Source organism: Ferrovibrio sp. MS7 (assembly GCF_038404985.1).
Classification (GTDB): Bacteria; Pseudomonadota; Alphaproteobacteria; order Ferrovibrionales; family Ferrovibrionaceae; genus Ferrovibrio; species Ferrovibrio plantarum.
Genome location: NZ_JBBKBA010000004.1, coordinates 134825 through 155652 on the forward strand (window position 1 = coordinate 134825; position 20828 = coordinate 155652).

At 62.9% G+C, this 20828-nt stretch carries 5 protein-coding genes; 2 read left to right on the top strand and 3 right to left on the bottom strand.

The window, feature by feature from the left end; all coding sequences use genetic code 11:
* Nucleotides 1-8: 8 nt before the first annotated feature.
* Both V6B08_RS21270 and V6B08_RS21275 read left to right on the top strand, forming a co-directional pair.
* Nucleotides 9-359, top strand: coding sequence for a rod-binding protein (locus V6B08_RS21270; RefSeq protein ID WP_341984756.1), 351 nt, complete (start codon nt 9-11; stop codon nt 357-359).
* Nucleotides 359-928 (top strand): hypothetical protein, encoded by a 570-nt coding sequence (locus V6B08_RS21275; protein WP_341984758.1) that lies wholly within the window; start codon nt 359-361, stop codon nt 926-928. The genes V6B08_RS21270 and V6B08_RS21275 overlap by 1 nt, the downstream gene beginning before the upstream one ends.
* A gap of 106 nt (nt 929-1034) precedes the next feature.
* Here the strand turns inward: V6B08_RS21275 and V6B08_RS21280 are convergent, their stop codons facing one another.
* The 3 genes from V6B08_RS21280 to V6B08_RS21290 form a co-directional block, all read right to left on the bottom strand.
* Nucleotides 1035-2939, bottom strand: coding sequence for a methyl-accepting chemotaxis protein (locus V6B08_RS21280; RefSeq protein WP_341984759.1), 1905 nt, complete (start codon nt 2937-2939; stop codon nt 1035-1037).
* A 166-nt stretch (nt 2940-3105) separates the two neighbouring features.
* The gene (locus tag V6B08_RS21285; protein WP_341984760.1) at nt 3106-4329 is read right to left on the bottom strand and encodes a pentapeptide repeat-containing protein; all 1224 of its coding nucleotides are present in this window, start codon (nt 4327-4329) and stop codon (nt 3106-3108) included.
* A gap of 79 nt (nt 4330-4408) precedes the next feature.
* Entirely contained in the window at nt 4409-20488 is a 16080-nt protein-coding gene (locus tag V6B08_RS21290) for a calcium-binding protein (protein ID WP_341984761.1), read from the bottom strand.
* Nucleotides 20489-20828 lie beyond the last annotated feature (340 nt).

Genomic DNA, 20828 nt, shown 5'->3' on the forward strand with positions numbered 1-20828 from the left:
GGCCCGCCATGATCAACGCCCAGGTCGCCTCCCCCATCGTCAACAATTACGCGGTCGAACAGGCCCGCGCCCAGCGCGCGAGCAACGATGCTGGCGGCAAGTTCATGGCCGCTGGCCCGCAGAGCGAAGCCTCAATGCGCAAGACCGCACAGGAGTTCGAATCCTACTTCCTCGGCCAGATGTTCGAGTTCATGTCGACCGGCATCAAGACCGACGGTCCCTTCGGCGGCGGCCAGGCGGAAGGCACCTGGCGCAGCTTCCTCAATCAGGAATACGGCAAGTCGATGGCGCAGAGCCGCGGCATCGGCATCGCCGACATGGTCTATCGCCAGATGCTCCAGCTTCAGGAGGCCAAGTGATGCAACCGCAACTGCAGCAACAGCAGCGGCAAGGTTTGCCGCCGGCACTGGCGCGGCGCCTGCAGCGCCCCGCCAGCAACCAGCCGCCCGAACCGGGCCGGCCACGTGATAACACCGGCGCCGGCGCCATCCCGCCGACCCCGAAGGAACTTTACGAACTCGGCGGCCAGCTCAAGGGCCTGATGCAGGAGGAAATCGCCGCCATCGATCGTCATGACTATGCCGCGCTGGGTCCGCTCGGCGAGCGCAAGCGCATCATCTCCAGCCTGTTCAAGGAAAAGCAGAAGGTGATGATGGAGCATCTCGACACGCTGAAGGACGCACCGCGCGAGGAGCGCATGGTGCTGGCCGATCTGCTGGAAGAACTGCGCGAGATTGCCCGCAACAACGAAATCGCCGTGCGCGGCGCCCGCGATGGTCACCAGCGCTTCCTCAACGCCATCATCCGTGGCGCCACCAAGATGGAGCAGCTCGGCAACGGCTATTCCCGCAACGGCCGCTCCACTTCACTTTCCGCCAATTACGGCGCCCAGCGCCCGGTATCGCTGTTCAACGACACCAAGTGCTGATCGAGATCCGCGCAAGCGGTTTCCTGGGGGAATAACGCATTCGCGTTAGTACCTCTCTCTCACCTAAAGCCCCGCCAGCAATGGCGGGGCTCTTTTTATTCAGGCTTCAGACGCGGAAGAACGCCACGACGCCGGCAAGGTCTTGCGCCTGGCTGTTAAGTGACTGCGCCGCCGCCGTGGTCTGCTCTACCAGGGCGGCATTGCGCTGCGTCATCTCGTCCATATGGCCTACCGCCGTGTTGACCTGCTCGAGTCCGGTGGCCTGCTCGCGGCTCGCCGCCGCGATCTCTGCGACGATATCCGACACCTTCTTGATCGAGGCGACGATATCGACCAGCGTGCCGCCGGCCTGGTTGACCAGCGCGACACCCTGGCGCACCTGGCCATTCGAGGTGCTGATCAGCGCCTTGATATCCTTCGAGGCATTGGCGGAACGCTGTGCCAGCGCCCGCACCTCCTGCGCCACCACGGCGAACCCCTTGCCTGCCTCACCCGCCCGCGCCGCTTCCACGGACGCATTCAAGGCCAACAGGTTGGTCTGGAAGGCAATCTCGTCGATCAGCGCCACGATATCGGAAATCCGCCGCGCGCTTTCCTCGATGCCGCTCATCGCCGTCACCGCATCCTGCACCACGTTGCCGCCCTTGGCGGCGGCTTCGCGGGCTGCCTGGCTGAGCTGGTCGGCAGCAGCGGCATTGTCGGCATTCAGCTTCACCGTGGTGGTGATTTCCTGCATCGAGGCTGCGGTCTGCTCGATGCTGGCCGCCTGTGCCTCGGTACGGCTGGCAAGATCCTGGCTGCCAGTGGAAATCTCGGCGCTGGCACTCTGCACCGCCTGCGCCGTGCCGCTCAGGCGCCCGGCGACCTCGCGCAGCTTTGCCGCCGTGGCATTGACATTGCGCCGCAACTCGCCAAAGACGCCACGATATTCCGTGACGATGGAGCGCCCGAGATCGCCCTGTGCCATGCCGCCGAGCACATGGGCAAGTTCGCCGGTCACCTCGCGCAGGGTGGAGGACAGGCCATTGAGCTGCTGCGTCAGGGTAAGTTGAAACCCCTCCTTGCCGCTTTCATCCAATTGGATCGACAAGTCGCCGCTGGCGATGCGCTGGCAGAGATCGGCAATCTCGCGCGCTGCCGCCGCCTCCTGCGCCTCCCGCTCCTTGCGCCGGGCCTTGCTGTTGCGTGCCTGCTCGGCATTCTCCGCTTCCAGCCGCTTCTTCTCCTCGGCGTTGCGCTTGAACACTTCGACATTGCGCGCCATCACGCCGATCTCGTCGCCCCGGTCAACGCCAGGCACCATTGACTCCTCGTCACGTGCCAGCTTCGCCATCGAGTCAGACAGGCCATTCAGCGGCTTGACGATGCCACTGCGCGCGATCAGGAAGGAAACCAGCAGCATCAGCGTAAGGCCGCCGATGCCGATAGAACTCAGCCGCGTGATGTGATGATCGTAGTAGCGTTCCAGTTCGCGCCGCAATTCGCCAATATTTTCCGCATTGTCCTTGGCCAGAAGCTGCACCGCGCGGTTCAGCGCCTGGCGATTGCTGCGGTTAGCTTCGTTGTCGCCGAATTCGCGCGCCTTGGCCGGGGTCTCCTGCGAGCCAAGCCGCGCCAGTTCGGTGCGGAATTCGATGAACTGCTTCACGCTGGTGAAGGCGGCGTTGCGGTCGGCATCAAGCTGCGCCGGCAGCAACGAGCGCCATTCCTGCATCGCCACGTCGATCTTCTTTAGGCCTTCAATCAGCAGCTTGCCGTAACGGTCCGCTTCTTGATTGGTATTCGACATATAGACGCCGCGCGATTCCATCACCACGGCATTGATCAGGCCGTTGACCTGCTCGGCGATCACTGCCTGGCGGCTCTCGCGCTCGATCTGTGCCAGCTTGGCATTATAGGTGCGCAAGGCATCCACGCCCATATAGGTCATGGTAGCGCCGAGCAAACCGGCCAACAGGACGATGAAATAGATTTTGCCGCCAAGCCCGATACGGGCCAAAGCCTGGGTCATGTGCGCCTCCCCTGCGACTAGCGGCCAGCTTTCCATGAAGCCGACTCTGCTTTTCATTCCCGGCTAAAATTCTATGCCCAGGCGCGCCAGGGGGAAACAACCTTCTGCTGGGAGGCAGCGCTGCCAAACGCCCCGCCCTGTCAAAAAATCGTGTAGTTGCTACAACTTATTCGATAGCGGGAGGATTCTTCGGCGTCGCAAGGTCGCTGCCCGCCAGGTTGGCGCCAGCCAGGTTGGTGCCTTCCATCTTCGAGCCGCGGAACTGGCAGCCGCGCAAATCGGCGCCGGAGAAGTTCGCTTCGCTCAAATTGGCATTCCAGCTTCGCCCGGTTGGGCGCCCCTGCCCGTCCAGCAATTGCAGCGCGCCGAAACGCGCGCCACGCAGCTTGGCGCGCAACAGCTTGGCCCGCTGCAAGGTGGCGCCGGCCATGTTGGAGCCATCCAGCGTCGCTTCCACCAGGTCGCAATCGGTGAAATCGGCCATGGTGAGGTCGCAATCGGTCAGCACGATATTGTGCAGGTCAGCAGCCCGGAACAGGGCGGCCCGCAGATCGAACCCGCCGAGATCAAGGCCCGCCAGAGTCTTGCCGCTGATATCGAAGCGCTGGCCCTTGGCACCGTTGGTATTGATCCACAGTGAATGCAGGTCCAGCTTGATCCGCAGCCAGGATGGCACCGGCGCATCGGAATTGCGCATCGCCGCATTGGTCAGGTTGGCACCGGAAAGATCGGTGGCGGAAAGATCGACATTGCGCAGATTGGCGCCGGAGAGATCGGCACCGGTGAGCCGCGCATGGGCCAGGTTGGCTCCCACCAGCACCGCCTCGCGCAACCGCGCGCCGGCCAGATTGGCGCCGGAAAGATCAGCGCCCGATAGATTGGCGGCGAAGAGATTCGAGCCGCTGAAATTGGCTTCCTTGGCCGAGGTCATCACCAGATTGGCCTGGCTGAGATCGGCCTGGGTCAGATTGGCGCCATCAAGATTGGCGTTGAGCAGGTTGGTCTCGCGTTCACTGGTTTGCTGCGCGCCGTTCTTCCAGGTGACCATCTGGCCTGGCCGCAGGTCGGCTTCCGACAGGTCGGCGTCGGTTAGCTTGGCATCCATGAAATTCACCGCCCGCAGGTCGGTCTTGCGGAAGCTGGAGCCGCGCAGGTCGGCATTGTTGAAATCGCTGGAAAACAGGTCGCAGCCATCGAAACGGCTGCCGCGCAGCAGCGAGCCGGTGAAATTGCAGCCCGACAGGATGGCTTCGCGCAGGTCGAGATTCGTCAAAGACAGGCGCGACAATTCGAGATGCCGCACCATCAGGCGCTTGCCATTGCCCTGACCGGACAAATAGCGGTGATGCGCATTCACCGCCTGCATGAAGGCCCTGGAATTGGGATCCATTTCGCCGCCAAATCCCCTGATTTCCGGGGCTTAGTAAAGCAGCCCGCCGCCGGCTTTTCCAGGGGATTTAGCCGCCGGATCAGACCTGCTGGATATTGTCGATATCAAACTGCCACGGGCTTCCATTGGTGCCCGTGATGGTGCCGATCAGAATTGCACCCGAGGAGAATTTGCCGTCGGCATCGTAGTACAAGCCACCGGTATCCTGGCGGTAGACAAAGCCGGCCTGACCGAAATTGACCGTATTGAATGCACTGGCCGAAGCGACCGACGTGATATTCACATTGTATTTGAGGTTCTGCGACAGCGTGAATGCATTGCCGGTCATGTCATTGGACCGATTTGTATCCAGCTCGATGACATCATTGTTGGACATGCCGGTGACGTTCATGCGGTCGGCACTGCCGGCAGAGATGAAGGTGAAGTAGTCGGTACCTGAGCCACCCACGGCAGTATTGACGCCGGCGCCGCCGACCATGCGAGCACCACCAGTGCCCCCGATCATCATGTCGTTGCCAGCCTCGCCATACAGGCGGTCGAAGCCTTCGCCGCCACTCAGCGTATCGTTGCCATCGCCACCATAGAGGCGGTCGCCATACTTCCAACCAGTCAGCGTGTCGTTGCCGCCGCCGCCATACATGGTGATCGAGGCGCCAAAACCAGTCGAGGTGATGACATCCGCGCCGGTGCCGCCATACACGGTCTGCACGCCGCTGACTTCGACCTTGTTGCTGCCATTGGCCAGCGTCAGCGTATCGCTGCCATAGCCAAGCTGCACCAGGCCGTTGGTCATCACCGTGCCGAGCGTGACATTGTCGGAGCCGCTGGAGCCGATGATGGTCTCGACGTTGTTCACCGTCACGGTGTTGCTGCTGCCATCCAGCACCAGCTTGTCGTTGCCGCCGGCAAGGTCGACCGTGCCGCCATTGATGCGGCTCTTCATCACCAGCACATCGTCGGTATCGCCGCCACGCAGCGTCTCGACATTGCTGACCGAGAGATTGCCGGTGCCCTGCACCACCAGGGTGTCGGTGCCGCTGCCGAGATCGACCACCACGGTATCGCTGCCGCCGAACAGCTTCAGCGTCACACTGTCGTTGCCGCTGCCGCCGACGATATTCTCGACATTGCTGATGGTCAGGCTGTTGGAAGCATTGGCCAGCACCAGCTTGTCGCTGCCGGCGCCCAGATCGATGCTGCCGTTGGCGATGGCGGCGCCGAGCGTCACCTGGTCGGCGCCAGTGCCGCCAGTGATAGTCTCGACATTGCTGGCGGTGAGCGTGTTGCTGCCATTGGCGAGCGTCAGGGTGTCGGTGCCGCCGAGCAGGTCAATATTGCCACCGGTCACGGCGCCAGACATCACCACGGTATCACTGCCGCTGCTGCCCTTCACGGTCTCGACGCCGTTCAGTGTGGCGGCCAGGCCAGCCACGCCGAAGGTGACGGTGTCGCTGCCGCCGGCGAGATTGAGGTTGGCCGAGCCGTTCAGCGTGATGCTGTCATTGGCGCTGCCGCCAGTGATGGTCTCGACATTCACCACGGTGATGGTGTTGGTACCAGACGAGGACAAGGTCAGCGCATCGTTGCCGGCACCGAGGTCGATGAAGCCACCGGCCAAGCCCTGGGCCAGGGTGACGCTGTCATTGCCGGTGCCGCCGAGGATGGTCTCGGTGTTGTAGACCATCAGGCTGTTGGTGCCATTGGCAAGCTGCAGCTTGTCGCTGCCCGCGCCGAGGTCGATATGGCCATTGGTGATCGCGGTGCCGAGCGTAACGCTATCGTTGCCGCTGTTGCCAATCACCGTCTCGCTGTTGCTCACCGTCACCGTGTTGGTGCCGTTGCCGAGCGTCAGTTTGTCGCTGCCCGCGCCGAGATCGTAGCTGCCGGCCGCCACGGCGGTGAGCAGCGTGATCGTATCGTTGCCGCTGCCGCCGGCAACGGTCTGCACATTGGAGATGGTCAGCGTATTGTCGGCATTGGCGAGCTTGAGCATGTCGCTGCCGCTGCCCAGATCAATGCCGCTGCTGGTCAAGCCGCTGCCGAGGGTGACAACGTCGTTACCGCTGGAACCGGTGATGGTTTCGGTGTTGCTGACCGTGATCGTGCTGGCGCCGCTGAGTACGATGCGGTCACTGCCGGCGCCGAGATCGTAGCTGCCGCCGGTGACGCCGCTGGAGAGCGTCAGCACATCGTTGCCAGTGCCGCCGATCACCTGCTCGATATTGTTCACCGCCACGGTGTTGCTGAAATTGCCAAGCTGCAGCGTGTCGCTGCCCGCGCCGAGATCAAGCTGCAGGCCAGAAGCGGCAGCCGCGAGCGTGACAGTATCGGCACCGGAACCGCCGGTGATGGTCTCGACATTGGCGACCGTGACAGTGGCGCCGCTATCGCTGAACTTCAGGATGTCGCTACCGGCGCCAAGATCGATGCTGCCGGAACCGGCGAAGGTGACACTGTCGTTGCCGGTGCCGCCGACAAGCTGCTCGACATTGGCAACCGTAAGCGAATTGGCGCCATTGGCGAGCGTCAGCTTGTCGCTGCCCGCACCCAGATCAATGCTGGCATTGGTGACTAGGCTGCCGAGCGTGATCGTGTCGTTGCCGGTGCCGCCAATGACATTCTCGATGTTGCTCAGCACCGCCGAATTGTCGGCATTGGCGAGCTTCAGGCTATCGGTACCGGCACCAAGATCGATATTGCCGTTAGCAATGGCGGCGCTGAGCGTGACACCATCATTGCCGCTGCCGCCCTGGATGGTTTCGGCATTCGCGACCGTCACGGCATTGTTGGCACCGGTCAGGATCAGCTTGTCCGAGCCCCAGCTCAGGTCGACATTGCTGGTACCGGCGATATTCACCACGTCGTTGCCGGCGCTGCCGGTAACGGTCTCGACATTGGCGATGGTGAGATTATTGGTGCCGTTGGACAGGATGAGCTGATCGTTGCCGGCGCCGAGGTCGATGGTGCCGCTCTGCTCCAGGCCCAGCGTGACGACATCATTGCCGGCGCCGCCATAGATGGTCTCGACGCAAGTGGCCGTGACAGTGGCGCCCACCGAGCCGATGGTCAGCACATCGTTGCCGGCGCCGAGATGAACAGTGCCGTTGCCGAAGAAGGTCAGCGTGTCGTTGTTGCTGCCGCCCTGCACGCTCTCCACATTGGTGGTGGTGAGGCTGTTGACGCCATTGGCCAGGACCAAGGTGTCATTGCCGGCAGCAAGGTCGACGCTGATGCCGGTGGCGGCGCTGGACAGCGTGATGTAATCCTCGCCCGAGCCGCCATCGAGATCCTCGACATTGCTGATCGTCAGGCGGTTGCCGTCATTGCCAAGCTGCAGCTTGTCACTGCCCGCGCCCAGATCGATGGTGCCGTAATAGGTGACGCCGCTGAGCGTGACGCTGTCGTTGCCGCTGCTGCCCAGCACGGTTTCGGTGTTGGACACGGAAACCGTGGAGGCACTGGTCAGAGTCAGCTTGTCGCTGCCATAGCCCATGTCGATGGTGCCGGTGCCGGCATAGCTCAGCGTATCGTCGCCAGTGCTGCCGACCACGGTCTCGATATTCGCGGCGGTGATGTTGTTGCTGCCATTGGCCAGGATCAGCTTGTCCTTGCCGGCGCCAAGATCGAAGCTGCCGCTCTGGGCGACAGTCAGGGTCACCACATCATCGCCCGAGCCGCCAATGATATTCTCGACATTCACCGCCGTGAGCGCGCCACCGGTATTGCCCAGCACCAAGGTATCGGTGCCGGTGCCGAGATCGACATTGCCGCCGCCGTTCAGCGTGACGGTATCGGCACCCGAACCACCCTGGATGCTCTCGATGTTGGTGGCGGTAACATTATTCGTACCACCCGAGAGCACCAGCTTGTCGCTGCCGCCGCCGAGATTGTAGCTGCCGGTGATGCCAGCCCCGAGCGTCAGGGTATCGTTGCCGCTGCCGCCCTGCACGCTTTCGACATTCACCGCCGTCAGCGTGTTGGCGCCGTTGGCGAGCGTCAGCGTGTCGCTGCCCGCGCCCAGATCGATGCTGCCGCTGGTCTGCACCGCAGCCAGGGTCACGGCGTCGTCGCCCGTGCCGCCGGTGATGGTTTCCGTATTCGCCACCGTCACGGCATTGGCCGCGCCGTAGAGGATCAGCTTGTCGTTGCCAGCGGCGAGATCGATGCTGCCGGTGCCGTTATAGGTAACGACATCATCGCCGGAATTGCCGCTCACGCTCTCGACATTGTTGACGCTGAGCGTGTTGTTGCCGCTGCCGAGGAACAGCTTGTCGTTGCCGGCGCCGCCATTGACGGTTTCGACATTGCTCGTCGTGATCGACCCACCGGCGGTGCCGAAGGTGAGCGTGTCGCTGCCGGCGCCAAGATTGACGCTACCCGAGCCGTTGAACACCAGGGTATCCGCGCCGGTGCCGCCCAGCACGGTTTCGATATTGCCGGTGGTCAGGTTGTTGCTGCCGTTGGCGAGTTGCAGCGTGTCGTTGCCAGCCGCCAGGTCATGGCTGACACCCGACACCACGTTGCCGAGCGTGACATAATCGTCGCCCGAGCCGCCGGTCAGCTTCTCGACATTGGTTGCGGTCAGCGTGTTGGCGCCATTGGCCAGCGTCAGGCTATCAGTGCCGGCACCGAGGTCGATACTGCCGCTGGTCTGCGGCGCGGCCAAAGTCACGGCGTCGTCGCCCGCGCCGCCTTGAATAGTTTCAGTATTTGCCACGGTCACGGCATTGGCCGCGCCGGTCAGGATCAGCTTGTCGTTGCCAGCCGCCAGATCGATGCTGCCGGTGCCGTTATAGGTAACGACATCATCGCCGGAATTGCCGCTCACGCTCTCGACATTGTTGACGCTGAGCGTGTTGTTGCCGCTGCCGAGGAACAGCTTATCGGTGCCGGCGCCGCCGGTCACAGTCTCGACATTGCTGACTGTGATCGAGCCGCCCGTGGCGCCGAAGGTGAGCGCATCATTGCCAGCGCCGAGGCTGACACTGCCCGAGCCATTGAAGGTGACGCTGTCTGCGCCCGTGCCACCCAGCACGGTCTCGATATTGGTTACCGTCAGGCTATTGGTGCCATTGGCAAGCTGCAGCGTGTCGTTGCCAGCACCCAGGTCGAAGCTGCCGCCCGCGACGGTGCTGCCCAGCGTGACATAATCATCGCCGCTGCCACCCGCGATGCTCTCGACATTGGTGGCGGTGAGCGTGTTAGCGCCATTGGCCAGCGTCAGCTTGTCGCTGCCGGCACCCAGATCAATGCTGCCGCTGGTCTGCGGCGCGCTGAGCGTGACGGCATCGTTGCCGCTGCCGCCGGTGACGGTTTCGACATTGGCGACCGTGACGGCGTTGGCAGCGCCAGCGAGAACCAGCTTGTCACTGCCGGCGCCGAGATCGATCGTTCCGGTGCCGCTATAGGTGACAGTGTCGTTGCCGGTGCCGCCGATCACGGTCTCGATATTCGCCGCGGTCAGGCTGTTGGTGCCGTTCGCCAGGATCAGCTTGTCATTACCGGCGCCAAGATCGAAATTCTGCCCTGTCACCGGGCTGGCCAGCGTCACCGTGTCGTCGGTGGCGGTGCCGACATTGGTGACATCCATGCCATTCAGCTTCATGCCATACTGGATGGTGAGCGTGGCACCGTTGCTGATGAAGGTGGCGTAGGTGACGCCGCCGATGGTGACGTCGGCGCCGCGCGCACTGAAGCTCGAGGCGCTGATATTGTCGCCGGCATTGCCGCGCACGGTGAGCGTATCGGTATCGGATACCCGCACGATATCGGCGGCGGTCAGCGTCACCGTCTTGGCGCTGCTGCCGGTCAGTTCCACCACCTCGATGCCGGTGATCTTGCTGTCGCTCAGGTTCAGCGAGGAAGCCGAACGCAGCGTATCGGTGCCGGTGCCGCCGGCGATCAGCGTATCGGCGGCGTCGTAGACCAGCGTGTCGTCGCCAGTGCCGCCATCCAGCTTGTCGGCACCTGCGCCGCCATCCAGCAGGTCGTTTCCGGCGCCGCCCCAGAGGTTGTCGGTGCCGTCGCCACCCGAAAGCGTATCGTTGCCGACGCTGGCCCACAGCACGTCGTCGCCGGCGCCGCCATCAATGGTGACGGAGCCGATAGTGTAGGTTTCGCTGGTCAGGTCGACGATATCGTTGCCGTCGCCGGCATTGATGATCTCGATATCCTTCAGCCGCGCGCCGACACCAGAAGGCTCGCTATACTTGTCGTCCAGGAACAAGGCATCGTTGCCGCTGGAGAGATTGACCGTGTCGACGCCCTCGCCGCCATCGATCACATCGTAGCTGCGCACCTGGCCGGTAATGCTGACCAGCTCGCCGGTGCCGGCGATGCCGCTGCCATTGCCAACATTCTTCGCCGACCAGCCGCTGGTCCAGATCGCATCAACGGAATTATTGAAGGTGTCGTTGCCCGCACCGCCATAGAGATAGTCGCTGCCGGCGCCGCCATCGATGATGTCGTTGCCATCGCCACCGCGGATGATGTCGTTGCCGTCGCCGCCGAGCAGAGTGGCGCCGGTGCTGCCGGTGGCCGTGATCGTATCGGCGCCGCTGGAGCCGGTGACGCTCTCGATGGCACTGACCGTGATGCTGCCGGCGCTGCCCAGCGTCAGGCTGTCGGCGCCGCTGGAGCCCTGGGCCGTCTCGACATTGGTCGCCGTGATGGCATTGCCGCCGTTGCCGAAGGTCAGCGTGTCGCTGCCGGCGCCGAGGTCAACGCGGCCCGAGCCGTTGAAGGTGACGCTGTCATTGCCCGTACCGCCGAGCACGGTCTCGATATTCGCCGTGGTCAGCGTGTTGGTGCCGTTGGCGAGTTGCAGCGTGTCCTTGCCGGCATTGAGGTCGTAGCTGCCATTGGTGACCAGGTTACCGAGCGTGACATAATCATCGCCCGAGCCGCCGGTCAGCTTCTCGACATTGGTGACGGTGAGGCTGTTGGCGGCATCGGCCAGCTTCAGGCTGTCGCTGCCGGCACCGAGATCGATAGCACCGCCGGTGATGCCCTGGCTCAGGGCCACGGTGTCGTTGCCACTGCCGCCGACGATATTCTCGATATTGGCAATCGTGACGCTGTTCGCCGTGCCGGTAAGGATCAGCGTGTCGTTGCCGCCGCGCAGGTCCAGCGTACCGGTGCCGCTGTAGGTAATGGTGTCATCGCCCGAACCGCCGGTGACACTCTCGACATTGGCGACCGTAGCAGTCTCGCCGGCATCGCCAAGCACCAGCTTGTCGTAGCCGGACGAACCCTGCACGCTCTCGGCATTGCTGGCGGTGATGGTGGCGCCGGCAGCGCCAAACACCACGGTATCGCTGCCATCGCCGAGATCGACGCTGCCGCCGGTGCCGCTGAGCGTGACGGTATCATCGCCCGAACCGCCCAGCACGGTTTCGATATTGGTCGCGGTCAGCGTGTTGGTGCCGTCCGCAAGCTGCAAGGTGTCCTTGCCGGCATTGAGGTCGTAGTTGCCGTTGCTGACCAGATTGCCGAGCGTGACGTAATCATCGCCCGAGCCGCCGGTCAGCTTCTCGACATTGGTCACCGTCAGACTGTTGGCGGCATTGGCGAGCGTCAGGCTGTCATTGCCGCCGCCGAGGTCAATATCGCCGCCAGTGAAGCCCTGGAGAAGGGTGACGACATCGTTGCCGCTACCGCCGGTGATATTCTCGATATTCGCTGCCGTCACGGCATTCGCCGCACCGACCAGGATCAGCGTGTCGTTGCCGCCGCGCAGGTCGATGGTGCCGGTGCCGTTATAGGTGACGGTATCGTCGGCATCACCGCCGGTGACGCTCTCGACATTATTGACCGCGACGTCGTTGCCATTGGCGCCCAGCACCAGCTTGTCGTAACCCGACGAGCCCTGCACTACTTCGGCATTATTGGCGGTGATGGTGGCGCCGGCCGTGCCAAACACCACGGTGTCGCTGCCATCGCCGAGATCGACATTGCCGCCAGTGCCGGCAAGCGTGACGGTATCATCGCCGGCACCGCCCAGCACGGTCTCGATATTGCTGGCGGTCAGCGAATTGGTGCCGTCCGCAAGCTGCAGCGTATCCTTGCCCGCCGCCAGATCGAAGCTGCCGCCGCTGACCGGGGCGCCGAGGGTGACATAATCATCGCCCGAACCGCCTGTGACGCTCTCGACATTGCTGACCGTCAGGCTGTTGCCGCCATTAGCGAGCTTCAGGCTGTCGCTGCCGGCGCCAAGATCGACTTCGGCGCCATCAACCGGGCCAGCCAGCGTGACGGCATCGCTGCCCGCGCCACCCAGGATGCTTTCGATATTCGCCGCCGTAACGGCATTGGCAGCGCCGGTGAGAATAAGCGTGTCAGTGCCGCCGCGCAGATCCAGCGTGCCGGTGCCGCTATAGGTAACGGTATCGTCGCCTTCGTTGCCGGTGACGCTCTCGACATTGGCAACCGTCAGTGTGTTGCCGCCATCGGCCAGGAACAGCTTGTCGTTGCCGCCCTTGAGGTCGACGCTGGCGCCATCCACCGGGCCGTCCAGCGTCAGGATATCGTCGCCCGAGCCGCCAGTGACGGTCTCAATATTCGCCGCCGTGATGGTGTTGCCGCCATCGGCGAGGTTCAGCGTATCGCTGCCATCGCCGAGATCGGCATAACCCTGGCTCTGCGCCGTGCCATAGGTGACGGTGTCGTCGCCGGCCCCGCCCTGCACGCTCTCAATATTGCTGACCGTGATGTCATTGGCGCCATCGGCCAGGGTCAGCTTGTCGTTGCCGCCTGCAAGGTCGTAGCTGCCACCCTGCACCACATCGGCCAGCGTGATGTCGTCGTCGCCATCGCCGGCCACCAGGGTCTCGACATTGGCCACCGTCAGCATGTTGCCATCGGAAGCCAGCACCAGCTTGTCATTGCCAGCGCCGAGATCGATGGTGCCCGGCACGCTCGGCGGCACCAGCACTACGGTATCGTCACCGGAGCCGCCGATCACGTTCTCGACATTGTTCAGCGTGACAACATTGGTGCCCGGACCAAGCTGCAGCGTGTCTTCGCCATCGCTGAGATCGACGCGGCCGGTGCCGCTATAGGTCAGCGCATCGTTGCCGCTGCCACCCTGCACGGTCTCGACATTGGCAACCGTCAGCGTGTTGTCGCCATCGGCCAGCGTCAGCTTGTCGCTGCCGCCCTTGAGGTCGATGGTGACGCCATCCACCGCTTCGGTGAGCGTGACATCGTCGTTGCCCGAACCACCGGTGATGCTCTCGACATTCGACACCGTTACGGTGCCGCCATCGGGGCCAAGCATCAGGGCATCGTTGCCGTCGCCCAGATCGACAGTACCGGAGCCATTGAAGGTGACGGTATCGTTGCCGCTGCCGCCGTTCAGGGTCTCGACATTGCTGACCGTGACGGTGTTGTTGCCATCAGCCAGGTTGAGCGTGTCGTCGCCGCCGCCGAGATCGACGCTGACGCCGGAAACCGGATCGGCCAGGGTGATATTGTCATCGCCCGAGCCGGCCACCAGGGTTTCGACATTGGCGACAGTGAGCGTGTTGCCGTCATCGGCCAGCACCAGCGTATCGTTGCCAGAGCCGAGATCAATGGTGCCCGGCACGCTCGGCGGCACCAGCACCACGGTATCGTCGCCAGCGCTGCCGACCACGTTCTCGACATTGGTCAGGGTGACGATGCTGCCGCTGCCGGTGAGCTTGAGCGTGTCCTCGCCGTCGCCGAGATCGATGGCGCCGTTGCCGTTGTAGCTGATCACATCCTCGCCGGTACCGCCGGTGAGGCTTTCGACATTGCTGACCGTCAGCGTGTTGCCGCCATCGGCCAGCGTCAGGCTGTCGTCGCCGCTGCCGAGGTCGATGCTGCCGCTGGTCTGCGGCGCCGCCAGGGTAACGTCGTCGTCGCCCAGGCCGCCGGTAATGGTTTCGACATTGGCAACCGTGATCGGGCCGCCCTCGCCGCCCAATTGCAGCTTGTCATTGCCGCTGCCGAGATCGACATAAGCGCCGTTGTTGCCACCGGTCAGGGTCAGGTCGTCGCTGCCATTGGAGCCAACCACGCTTTCAACATTGCCAGCGGTGATGTGGCCGCCATTGCCGCCGAAGCTGAGCGTATCGTCGCCATCGCCGAGATCCAGCGCGGCATCGCCGATCACGGTGACATCATCTGCGCCAGCGCCGCCGGTCAGGCTCTCGACATTGGAAATGGTGAGCGTGTTGCCGCCATCGGCCAGCGTCACCGTATCCTTGCCGCCGCCGAGGTCGATGCTCTCGCCGTCGAGATTGTCGGCGAAGGTGACATCATCGCCGCCAGTGCCGCCAACCAGGGTTTCGACGCCGGAAAGGGTGACGGTGTTGCCGCCATTGCCGAGCACCAGCTTGTCGTTACCGGCACCAAGATCGATGCTGCCGGTGCCGCTATAGGTGATGGTGTCGCTGCCCGAACCACCGGTCAGCGTTTCGACATTGGTGACCGTGAGCGAATTGGTGCCATCGGCGAGCGTCAGGCTGTCATCGCCGGCGCCGAGGTCGACGCTGCCGCCGGTGACCGGGGTGCCGAGGGTGACATCGTCGCCGCCCTTGCCGCCGGTTACGGATTCGACATTGCTTGCCGTGACCGTGTTGCCGCCATCGGCCAGCACCAGGCCATCCTTGCCGCCACCGAGATCGATCTGGATGCCGCCGCTGGTGGTTTCACCCAGCGTGACGATATCGGTGTTGTTGCTGCCCTGGATGGTTTCGGTGCCAGTAACGGTGTAGCTGCCGCCACTGGTGCCGATCTGCAAGGTGTCGTTGCCGCCACCGAGATCGGCATTGCCGCCGCCGTTGAAATAGACCGTATCGTTGCCCGAACCGCCGGTGACGGTCTCGATATTAGTAACCGTCAGCTTGTTGCCGCCATCGGCCAGGATCAGGCCGTCATTGCCCGAACCGAGGTCGAAATTGCCGTTCGCCACCGTGGTGTCGAGCTGGAAGGTGACATTGTCCTTGCTGCCGGCAGCAACCACGGTCTCGACATTGACGGCAGTGACCTGGGTGGTCTCGCCCACCAGCACCAGCTTGTCGATGCCGTCGCCAAGGTCGATATAGCCCTTGCCGGAGAAAGTGACGTAATCGTTGCCCGAGCCGCCGATCACGGTCTCGACGTTATTGATGGTGAGCTGGTTGCCGCCATCGGCCAGCACCAGCAGGTCATTGCCATCCATCAGGTCGATGGTGCCGCCGGTGCGGCCCTCGGTGAGCACAACGGCATCGTCGTTCTTGCCGCCGGTGATGCTCTCGACGTTGCTCGCCTGGATGTAATTGCCGCCATCGCCCAGCGTCACCTTGTCGGCGCCGGCGCTGCCGATCACCTTCTCGATGCTGCTGATGGTAACATTGCCGCTGCCGGCACCCAGCGTGACGGTGTCGGCACCAAGGCCACCGATGATGGTCTCGGTATTGGCAATGGTGAGCGTATTGCCGCCATCGGCCAGGATCAGCTTGTCGCCGCCGCCGGCCAGATCGATGCTGCCGCCCTGCAGGCCCTGGGTAAGCTGCACGGTATCGGCGCCGGCGCTGCCGACGACATTCTCGACATTGCTGAGCGTGACACTGTTGGCGGTGCCGTTCAGGATCACGGTATCGCTGCCGCCGGCCAGATCGATGCTGCCGGTGCCGGCATAAGTAATCGTGTCGTTGCCCGAACCGCCGGTAACACTCTCGACATTGGCGATGGTCAGGCTGTTTTCGCCATTGGCCAGCTTCAACGAGTCGATGCCGCCGAGCAGGTCGACGCGGCCGCCGGAGACGACGCTGGCGAGCGTCACGTTATCGCTGCCGCTGCCGCCGGTCACGCTCTCGGTGTTGATGGCATTGAAGGTGTTGCCGCCATCGGCCAGCTTCACAGAGTCGCGGCCTGCCCCCATGTCGATGCTGTAGGGGCTGGTGGCATTGCCAATGGCCGCGGTCAGGGTCAGCGCATCGTTGCCGCTGCCGCCTTCCACGGTCTCGAAATTAGAGGCAGTGGCGGCATTGTCACCGCCATCGGCGAAGCGCAGCAGGTCATTGCCGGCGCCAAGATCGACAGTGCCGTTGCCGGCAAAATAGATGGTTTCGTTGCCGGTGCTGCCGGTGATGGTCTCGATATTCGCCAGGGTAACGATGTTATCGCCCTTGGCCAGCGTCAGCGCATCATTGCCGCCAGCCAGATCGACCCGGCCATTCTTCAGTACGGTACCGAGCGTCAGCACGTCGCCATTGGCCGAGCCAATCACGGTTTCGATATTGGTCAGCGACAGGGTGCCGCCGGAATTGATGATCAGCGTGTCGTTGCCGGCGCCAAGATCGATCACCGCATTTGCCGGCTGGTTCGGGCCGAGCGCGATAGTGTCGTTACCAGTCGAGCCAATCACGGTCTCGATGTTGCTGATGGTGAAGGTGCTGCCACCAACGGCCAGGATCAGCTTGTCCTTGCCGGCGCCGAGATCCATGTAGCCGTTAGTGATCACGTCACCAACAGTGATGGTGTCGTTGCCGGTGCCGCCAAGCACCGTCTCGGTGCCATACACGGTCTGGGTATTGGCGCCATTGGCCAGCTTCAGGCTGTCATTGCCGGCACCGAGATCCAGGCTGATCGCCTTGGTCAGCGCCGCCTTCATGGTGATGCTGTCGTCACCGGCGCCGCCGACCAGGGTTTCGACGCCCGCCACGGTCACGGCGTTGGCAGCGCCCGTCAGAGTCAGCTTGTCGAGGCCAGTACCGAGATCGACACTGCCAGTGCCGCTATAGGTGACGGTATCGGCGTTGTTGCCGCCGGTCACAGTCTCGGCATTGGCGATAGTCAGGCTGTTGACGAAGTTGCCCAGCTTCACCGTATCGCTGCCGCCACCGGCATCGACAAAGCCGTTGCTGATGCCGTTCATCAGCGTGATCTTGTCGTTGCCACTGCCGCCGATGATGGTTTCCACATTGGCGAACGAGGCCGTGTTGTTGCCGTTCGCCAGGAACACCTTGTCGAGGCCGTCGCCAAGATTGAAGCTGCCCTTGGCGGTAGTGACGTTGTTGTAGATGACGTCGTTGCCGCCGAGGCCGACCACGGTCTCGACATTGGCCAGAGTGAGCGTGTTGTTGCCGTTCGCCAGCGTCAGCTTATCGACGCCGCCGCCGAGGTCGATCACCGAGCTGCTAAGCCGGTCATCGCTCAGCGCAACGATATCGGCCGCGCTGCCGCCGGTCAGGGTTTCAATATTGGCCAGGGTGAGCATGCTGGAGACATTGCCCAGCACCAGGCTGTCCTGGCCGCCGCCGAGATCGACATTGGCCCGCGCTGATTTGTCGAGGCGGACGCTGTCATTGCCACTGCCACCAACGATCGTCTCGATGCTGATCGCCGTGAGCGAATTGGCGACATCATCCAGGGTCAGGCTGTCGTTGCCGCTGCCAAGATCGACCTTGGCATTCTTCAGCGCACCGTCGATGGTGATTGTGTCGCCAGAGCCGCCGCCCGTGATGGTTTCGACATTGGCCACCGTGGCGCTGTTGGTGGCATGCGCCAGCTTCAGCGTATCGTTGCCGCCGCCGAGGTCGATCAAGCTGCCGGATACACCGCCGCCGATAACGACATTGTCGGTGCCGGAGCCGCCGACGATGGTTTCGACGCCATTCGCTGTGACATTGCCGCCACCCGGATTCAGCGTCAGCTTGTCGTTGCCGGCGCCAAGGCTGACCGTGGTCTTGGTGGAGCCGGTGCCGAGGTAAATGTCATCGGCCTTGTCGCCGCCGATTACCTGCTCGACATTGGCGAGCGTGACCGTGTTCGCGACATTGTCGAGTTCGACGCGGTCCGTACCCTTGCCGAGATCGATCGAGGCTTCACTGGAAATGGTGCCGGTAAAACGCACCGTATCGGCGCCAGTGCCGCCGACAAGAGTCTCGACATTCGAAACGTTGACGCTGTTGGTACCGTTGGCAAGCGCCAGCTTGTCACTACCACCGCCAAGATCGAAGGTGCCAAGCCCAGCCGCCGACACGGTGACATAGTCAGCCCCGCTGCCGCCGATAACGGTGTCGACATTCTGCACCGAGACGGAGTTGCCGCCATCGGCCAGCGTCAGCTTGTCGCCGCCACTGCGCAGATCGACCTTGCCGTTGGTGATATTGGTCTTCAGCGTCACATCGTCGTTGCCGACGCCGCCGACGATGGTTTCGACATTCGCCAGATTGATGACAAAGCCGGTGCTGCTGTTCAGCGTCAGCTTGTCCTGGCCACCGCCGAGATCAACGGTACTGTTCGTCTCCATCGCCGTCATGATGGTGACGTCGTCGTTGCCAGCGCTTCCTGTCAGCGTTTCGACATCGTAGACGGTAAGCTTGTTGCTTGCACCAGTCAGCGTCAGGCTGTCTTTGCCGGCACCAAGCGACACTACGCCGTTGCTGATGCCGCCACCCATGGTGATGTGGTCGTCGCCAGTGCCGCCGTAAATCGATTCGACATTGGTCAGCGTCGTGGTATTGCCGCTATTGGCCAGGATGGCGATATCGGCACCGGCACCAAGATCGACATTGTGCTGCGTGCCGAGATTGGTCGTGAAGGTGACGGAATCGGCGGCCGTGCCGCCGGTTACAGTCTCGACGTTGCCGACCGTGACGCGGTTGCCGCCGGTGCCAAGCTGCAATTTGTCGGCGCCGTCACCCAGATCATAGAGCGCATCGAAGCTGCCGCGACCCAGTACAACCGAGTCGCTGCCGCTGCCGCCAAGCAAGGTATCGACGCCCGTGGCGGTGATATTGTTGGTGCCATTGGCCAGGCGCAACGTATCGAAATCAAGGCCGAGATCGACCTTGGCATTGGCAGGCGCCGACAGCGTGATGTTGTCGACAGCGAGGCCGCCGGTGATGGTTTCGGCGTTGGCAATGGTCGCCGTGTTGGCGGCATTGTTGAAGATGATCGTGTCACTGCCAACACCGGTATCGATCGTGCCGTTGAAGGCTGTGTCAAATGTGATCTTGTCGGCACCATTGCCGCTGGCGACACCTTCGACATTGGACACATTGTACACGCCGCCGGCATTGCCGAACGTCACAGTATCAGTGCCGCCGCCGAGATCGACGGTCGCCTTGGTGGCGCCATCGCCAAGCTTGACCTGATCGTCGCCGCTGCCGCCATAAACGGCTTCGACATTGTTGGCGGTAACGCGATTCACGCCATCGGCCAGCCGCAGGCTGTCGCTGCCGCCGCCGAGATCAAGCGTTACGCCATCCGGCGTTGCCGCATTGAGCCTGACATTGTCGGAACCGCTGGAGCCGATGATGGTTTCGGCATTGGCAACGCCAATATCGGAAGCGGTGAGAATGGTCAGCTTGTCGTTGCCGCCGCCGAGATCATACTGGCCACCTTGCACGCGGCCGCTGATGGCAATGCTGTCGTCGCCGCTGCCGCCCACCAGCGTCTCGACACCGGCAATCGTGAGGTTATTGCCGCCATTGGCGAGATTGAGGGTATCGTTGCCGCTCAGCAAGTCGATCTTGACGCCGGTGGAAGCCTGCTCGAGCGTCACGACATCATTGCCGGCGGATCCGGTGATGGTCTCGACATTGGCGACGCTGACACTGTTGCCGACGGCGTTGAGCGTCAGTGCGTCGGCACCGGCGCCAAGATCGACGCGGCTGTCGGTAGTGAAAGCGGTATTGGCAATCACAATATCCGCGCCACTGCCGCCCAGCACGGTTTCGATGCCGCTGACAGTGACGCTGTTGCCTGTATTGGCAAGCTGCAGGCTATCCTTGCCGTCGCCCAGCGAAACGCTGGCGCGGCTCAACTGCGTGGTGGCGGTGATGCTGTCGTTACCGCCATTGGCGCTGATATTCTCGACATTGGCGACGGTGACATTGCTGCTGGCGCCAGAGATGCGCAGGGTGTCGATGCCGGCGCCAAGATCAACCTGCACGCCGCCGGCGGCATTGCTGAGATTGACCGTGTCGCCAAGCTTGCCGCCGAGTATGGTCTCGACATTGGCAGCGGAAAGATTGTTGGTGGTGTCAGGCAGGGAGAGATGGTCTTTGCCGTCGCCGAGATCGACAGACACGCTGCCGGTGAATTTGGACACGACAACCCTATCGTCGCCGCTGCCACCTTGCAGCGTCTCGACGTTGGTAAGGGTGTAATTGCCACCCTCGTCATTCAGGGTCGTGGTCGGCACGACTAAGACCTAAGCTCCTTCCGAACTTCTTTCTGACCATCAACCGCTCTACTGAGCGATCGTAACGAAGCTTTTGATAACGCAGCGTGCGCGACTAGAGTTGCCGGGCTGCTCGCGCTTTCGCCCGAGCCCGGCATCATGCAGTCGTCGCCCGACGTTCTCGCCTGCGACTTCCAGATGATTTACTCGACACGCAAAACAGATCGCTGGGTATGACTCAGGTCAAATCCGGGATGAAAATCTTGCGGAAGAACTTCCGCCGCCCAACCCGTGTGCGACCGACACACCCACGACACTGCACACAACGCTACGCTGCCGGCAAAGGGCCACGGCACTGAAA